Genomic DNA, 5,368 nt, shown 5'->3' on the forward strand with positions numbered 1-5,368 from the left:
CGCGGGCTGGCGATCGTGGCCTCGATCGCGGCGGCGCACGGCGGGCGGGCGATGCTGCGGTCCTCACCCGGCGCCGGGACCGGCGTCCGCGTCGAGCTCCCGCGCGGCGGGCCGGTGCTCGAAGGCGTAGTAGAGCGCGATCAGCCCGAACAGGATCAGCGCGGCCAACGGTGACACGAACGCGCTCAGCGTCGTACCGGCGTAGGCCACGAACCCGATGCCGAACCTCGGGACCGACCGGCGTACGGCCTCCCGTTCCAGCCGCGCGTCGAGCATGCCCTGGTGGAAGACGACGTACCACCAGATCGCGGAGAAGCAGATCGACATCGCGTGTGGTGGTTCAGCCACATGATGCCGATGCTCAGGAAGCCGACCACGTACGCCGGGTAGGCGGGCCAGATCTCCAGGAGCCGGTGCGACAGCGGTCCCTCGCCGCCGGGCACCTTCAGCTCCAGCGCCAGCAGAGTGATCGCCACGGCGAACACGCCGTCACTGAAGGCCTCGGCCCGTTTCCCGTCCATGTGGGGAGTTTGTCGCATGCCTTGGCTACCGACGGGTAGAACTCAGTAGTAACTTACTGTGAGGTGATCTTCGTGACGCACGTGGACGAACGCACCGCCCGCCGCGTGGCCGAGGAGGCCCGGCAGACGGAATGGGAACTGCCCAGCTTCGGCAAGCAGCTCTTCCTGGGGGACTTCCGGCTGGCCCTGATCCACCCGCACCCCGAGCCTCCGGAGAAGCTGCGGCAGAAGGGGGAGGAGTTCCTCTCCCGCGTACGGGAGTTCTGCGAGACCAAGATCGACGCTCGGACCATCGAGCGTGAGTCCCGCATCCCGGATGAAGTGGTCAAGGGCCTGAAACAGCTCGGCGCCTTCGGGATGAAGATCCCGGAGGAGTACGGCGGGCTCGGGCTCAGTCAGTTGTACTACAACCGGGCGCTGATGCTCTTCGGCTCCGCCCACCCCGCGGTCGGCGCGATGCTGTCGGCCCACCAGTCCATCGGCGTACCGCAGCCGGTCAAGCTGTTCGGCAGCGACGAGCAGAAGCGCGCGTACCTGCCCCGCTGCGTGAACGAGATCAGCGCCTTCCTGCTGACCGAGCCGGACGTCGGCTCGGACCCGGCCCGGCTGCGGACGACCGCGACCCCGGACGGCGACGAGTACGTGCTGGACGGCGTCAAGCTGTGGACCACGAACGGCGTGGTCGCGGACCTGCTCGTCGTCATGGCCCGCGTGCCCAGGTCCGACGACCGCCGCGGCGGCATCACCGCCTTCGTCGTCGAGGCGAACGCGGACGGCATCACGGTCGAGAACCGCAACGCCTTCATGGGCCTGCGCGGCATCGAGAACGGCGTGACGCGCTTCCACCAGGTGCGCGTGCCCGCCGCGAACCGGATCGGCAAGGAGGGACAGGGCCTGAAGATCGCCCTGACCACGCTGAACACCGGCCGCCTGTCCCTGCCCGCCATGTGCGCCGGCGCGGCCAAGTGGAGCACCATGATCGCCCGCGAGTGGTCGAGCGCACGGGTCCAGTGGGGCCGCCCGGTCGGCGAGCACGAGGCGGTCGCATCCAAGATCTCCTTCATCGCCGCCACGTCGTACGCCCTGGAGGCGATGCTCGACCTGTCCAGCTCGCTCGCGGACGAGGAGCGCGGCGACATCCGGATCGAGGCGGCGCTCGCCAAGCTGTACGCCTCGGAGATGGGCTTCCTCATCGCCGACGAGCTCATGCAGATCCGCGGCGGCCGCGGCTACGAGACGGCCGAGTCACTGGCCGCCCGCGGCGAACGCGGCGTGCCGGTCGAGCAGCTCGTCCGCGACATGCGCATCAACCGGATCTTCGAGGGCTCCTCGGAGATCATGCGGCTGCTGATCGCCCGCGAGGCCGTGGACGCGCATCTGTCGGTGGCCGGCGACATCATCGACCCCGACGCGGACCTGCCGAAGAAGGCCGCGGCCGTCCGCAGGGCCGGCGGCTTCTACGCCAAGTGGCTGCCGACGCTCGTCACCGGCGCGGGGCAGATCCCGACGAGCTACACCGAGTTCGGCCCGCTGGCCAGGCACCTGCGTTACGTCGAGCGCGCCTCGCGCAAGCTGGCCCGGTCGATCTTCTACGCGGCCGGGCGCTGGCAGGGCAGGCTGGAGCGCAAGCAGGGCTTCCTCGGCCGCATGGTCGACATCGGCGCCGAACTCTTCGCGATGAGCGCGGTCTGCGTCCGCGCGAAGGCCGACGACCGGCCGGAGGCGTACGAGATGGCCGACATGTTCTGCGCGCAGGCGCAGGTGCGGATCGGCGAGCTGTTCGACCGGCTGTGGCACAACACCGACGGTCTCGACGCCGCCTTCGCCCGGCGTGTCATGGACGGCCGCTACACCTGGCAGGAGGAGGGCGTGCTGGACCCGTCCATCCCCGGGCCGTGGATCGCCGCGGCCGAGCCGGGACCGTCGACGGTCGAGAACGTGCACCGCACGCTCACCTGAACCCCGCTCGGCGGGCCCGCTCTCCCCGCCGGGAGCGGGCCCGTCCGCGTCTCACGCGAGGAAGCGTTCGAGGTGCTTCAGCACCGCCTCGGGGCGCTCCTCGGCGAGGAAGTGCCCGCACTCCTCGATCATCGCGCCGGTCACGTCCTCGGCGTAGTCGCGCCAGACCTCCACGGCGTCGATCCGCTGGAGGAAGCTGTGCTCGCCCCACAGGGCCAGCAGCGGCATGGTGAGCCTCCGGCCGTGGTCGGCGTCGTCGTGCGCGGCGTCGGCGGGGAACGCGGCGCGGTAGTCGTCGAACCCGGCGCGCAGCGCGCCCGGCCGTTCGAACGCCCGGACGTACTCGGCGATGTCCTCCTCCGGCAGCGGCACGTGAGACCAGTTGTCGATGAGGAAGCGCAGGTAGGCACCGGGGTTCGCGCCGGCGAGAAGCTCGGGCAGGTCGGGCTGGAGATGGAAGAGCCAGTGCCAGGTGCCCCGGGCGAGGTCCGCGTCCATCCGCCGCCACATCTCCCGCGTCGGGATGATGTCCATGACCACGAGCCGTTCGATGTCGCCCGGGTGGTCCAGCGCCCAGCGGTGCGCCACCCGCGCCCCGCGGTCGTGCCCGACGACGGTCGCCCTCTCGTGGCCGAGCCGCCCGATGAGCTGGTGCAGATCCTCGGCCCTGGTGCGCTTGTCGTGACCGTCGCGCGGCAGGTCGCTGCGCCCGTACCCGCGCAGGTCGGGGACCACGACGGTGTACGCGCGGCTGAGCGGGCCGACGAGATGGCGCCAGCAGTGACCGGTCTGCGGCCAGCCGTGCAGCAGGACCAGGAGCGGGCCGGAGCCGCTGGACCGGTAGTACATCCGGATGCCGTTGACAGTCGCGATCGCCATTTCTAACCCCTTAAGACGGTTAGGCGCAGTCTAACCGCATAATAGGGTTATGGGTGACTGGGTGTGGGACGGCGGACGGCTGAGCATCGACCTGCTGAACACCGTCCGCGACCGCGCGAAGACCCCCCGGGAGACCCTGCTGACCCCCTCCGACCTCGCCGCCTGGCTCTCGGAGGCGGATCTGCTCGCGGGCGTACGCGTCGGCGGGCAGGCACTGGAGAGCGCCCGCCGCCTGCGTGCGGCGATCGACACGCTGGTGTTCCCACCGGAGCGGCCGGAGGCCTCGGCGGCCGATGAGGCGGTGACGGCGGTCAACGCGATGGCGGCCGAGGCGCCGAGCGGTCCGCGCCTGGCACGTGACGGCGACCGGCTGGTCGCGGTCCCGCCGGAGCCCTCGGTGTCCGCCGCCCTGGCCCTCGTCGCGCTGGACGCCGTCGACCTGCTCACCGGGGATGAACTGGTGCGGGTCTGCGCGGCCCATGACTGCGGCATCCGCTTCGCGGACCGCTCTCCCGCCCGCAACCGCCAGTGGTGCTCGATGCGGCGTTGCGGCAACCGCACCAAGGCGCGCCGCCACTACACCCGTTCGGCCGGAGGCTGAGCCGCACCCGGCTTCAACGACCGGGCCGCACCGGCTTCCGGACGGTCAGAGCGGGGGGACGCGGGTCCTCCGCCTCCGGGTCTGCCGTGACTCGCGTTCGGTCAGGCGTTCCCAGGCCGCGTCGCGCTGGGCCTCCAGCTCGCGGACGCGCCGCTCCAGGGCCACGATGTGACGGATGGCGGTGAGGGTGATCCCCTCCTGGGCCAGCTGGATGACGCGGCGGATACGGCCCAGCTCGTGATGGGAGTAGCGTCGGTGCCCGCCCGGCGTACGGCTCGGGCGGACCACCTCATAGGTGTCGAGACGGTGCAGGAATCGGGGTCGGGTACGGAGGATTTCGGCCGCCTGGCCTACGGAGTAGCGCGGCCGGTGTTCGTCTTCGGTGAGCATCGCGCGAGACATCGCAGCACGGTCCGGCGTGCGGCGCGGGCGCACACGCCCATGGTTGTGACCTCCTTGACCTCAGAACGATCGCTATTGACCATGGCCCGGGGCCCGGCCGCGTTCGAGCCGGACCCGATCCGGCCGTGGTCACGGGCGCGGGTCGGCGTCGCGGGCCAGGAGGGCGGCCTGGACGCGGTTCGCGCAGCCGAGCTTGGCCAGGATCCGGGTCATGTACGTCTTGATGGTCGTCTCGCTCATGTGCAGCCGCCGGCCGATCTCGGCGTTCGGCAGGCCCTCGCCCACCAGGCGCACGACGTCCGACTCCCGTGGGGTCAGGGCCGCCAGCCGTTCGGCCGCCTCCCGGCGGCGGTCCGTCGGGGTGACCATGCCGAGCACCGTGCGGGTGACGGCCGGGGACAGGTAGGCGTCGCCGTCGTGGGCCGCGCGTACGGCGCGGATCAGCTCGTCGGGGCCGCAGTTCTTCAGCACGAACCCGGCCGTCTCGCTCCGCAGGGCGCGCACGACGTTGGGTTCGGCGCCGAAGGAGGTCAGGACCACGCAGCGGACGCCGGGCGCCCGCCGGCGCAGCTCCTCGATCGCACTCAGGCCGTCCATCACCGGCATGGTGATGTCGACCAGCGCCACGTCGACGCGGTGCCGGACCGCCGCCTCCACGGCCTTTCGGCCGTCCGCCGCCTCGGCGACGACCTCGATGCCGGCCGCCGAGCCGAGGATGGCGCGGATGCCCGCCACGATCAGCGGTTCGTCGTCGGCGACCAGGACCCGGATCACCTCAGGCCACCCCCACCAGCATGGTCATCGGCAGGACCACGAACATGAGCGCCGCGGTGGCGAGGCCGAGCAGGGCCGTACGCGCCGCGCCGGGCACGGGCGTCTCGCCGCCCTCGGGCTCCGCCGCCAGGGGCAGCATCGCCACCAGCCGGAACTCCCCGTTCCGCGCCCGGTGGTCCAGGAACCCACCGGCCGCCCGCACCCGCTCGTCCAGCCCCGTCAGGCCGTGGCC

At 71.7% G+C, this 5,368-nt stretch carries 7 protein-coding genes and 1 pseudogene; 2 read left to right on the plus strand and 6 right to left on the minus strand.

Annotated elements, in window-relative coordinates:
• Nucleotides 1–63: 63 nt before the first annotated feature.
• A complete protein-coding gene (locus ACFFNX_RS41060; RefSeq protein ID WP_378211598.1) occupies nt 64–348 on the minus strand; it encodes a hypothetical protein in 285 nt (94 codons plus the stop codon).
• A gap of 29 nt (nt 349–377) precedes the next feature.
• A pseudogene (locus ACFFNX_RS41065) lies at nt 378–539 on the minus strand (TMEM175 family protein); the annotation flags it as partial.
• Between the two features lie 54 nt (nt 540–593).
• Between ACFFNX_RS41065 and ACFFNX_RS41070 the strand changes: the two are divergent.
• Nucleotides 594–2,480, plus strand: a complete 1,887-nt coding sequence (locus ACFFNX_RS41070) for an acyl-CoA dehydrogenase family protein (RefSeq protein ID WP_378211590.1) — start codon at nt 594–596, stop codon at nt 2,478–2,480.
• 51 nt (nt 2,481–2,531) lie between these two features.
• Here ACFFNX_RS41070 and ACFFNX_RS41075 read toward each other — a convergent pair whose 3' ends face one another.
• The gene (locus ACFFNX_RS41075) at nt 2,532–3,359 is read right to left on the minus strand and encodes an alpha/beta fold hydrolase (protein ID WP_378211591.1); all 828 of its coding nucleotides are present in this window, start codon (nt 3,357–3,359) and stop codon (nt 2,532–2,534) included.
• Nucleotides 3,360–3,408: 49 nt separating this feature from the next.
• Between ACFFNX_RS41075 and ACFFNX_RS41080 the strand changes: the two genes are divergently transcribed.
• Nucleotides 3,409–3,960 (plus strand): CGNR zinc finger domain-containing protein, encoded by a 552-nt coding sequence (locus tag ACFFNX_RS41080; protein ID WP_378211592.1) that lies wholly within the window; start codon nt 3,409–3,411, stop codon nt 3,958–3,960.
• A gap of 45 nt (nt 3,961–4,005) precedes the next feature.
• Here the strand turns inward: ACFFNX_RS41080 and ACFFNX_RS41085 are convergent, their stop codons facing one another.
• The 3 genes from ACFFNX_RS41085 to ACFFNX_RS41095 form a co-directional block, all read right to left on the minus strand.
• Entirely contained in the window at nt 4,006–4,362 is a 357-nt protein-coding gene (locus ACFFNX_RS41085; RefSeq protein ID WP_378211593.1) for a MerR family transcriptional regulator, read from the minus strand.
• 129 nt (nt 4,363–4,491) lie between these two features.
• Nucleotides 4,492–5,136 carry a response regulator gene (locus ACFFNX_RS41090; RefSeq protein WP_378211594.1) on the minus strand — a complete coding sequence of 215 codons (645 nt, stop codon included), beginning with the start codon at nt 5,134–5,136 and terminating at the stop codon, nt 4,492–4,494.
• A 1-nt stretch (nt 5,137) separates the two neighbouring features.
• Nucleotides 5,138–5,368 (minus strand): ATP-binding protein (locus ACFFNX_RS41095; protein ID WP_378211596.1); only part of this gene is annotated, 231 nt, incomplete at its 5' end.

It is taken from the genome of Actinoallomurus acaciae (genome assembly GCF_042429965.1).
Classification (GTDB): Bacteria; Actinomycetota; Actinomycetes; order Streptosporangiales; family Streptosporangiaceae; genus Actinoallomurus; species Actinoallomurus acaciae.

Coding starts and splice junctions, on each gene's coding strand:
- ACFFNX_RS41075 (WP_378211591.1), bottom strand. CDS start 3,359: ATGGCGATCGCGACTGTCAACGGCATCCGGATGTACTACCGGTCCAGC.
- ACFFNX_RS41080 (WP_378211592.1), top strand. CDS start 3,409: ATGGGTGACTGGGTGTGGGACGGCGGACGGCTGAGCATCGACCTGCTG.
- ACFFNX_RS41085 (WP_378211593.1), bottom strand. CDS start 4,362: ATGTCTCGCGCGATGCTCACCGAAGACGAACACCGGCCGCGCTACTCC.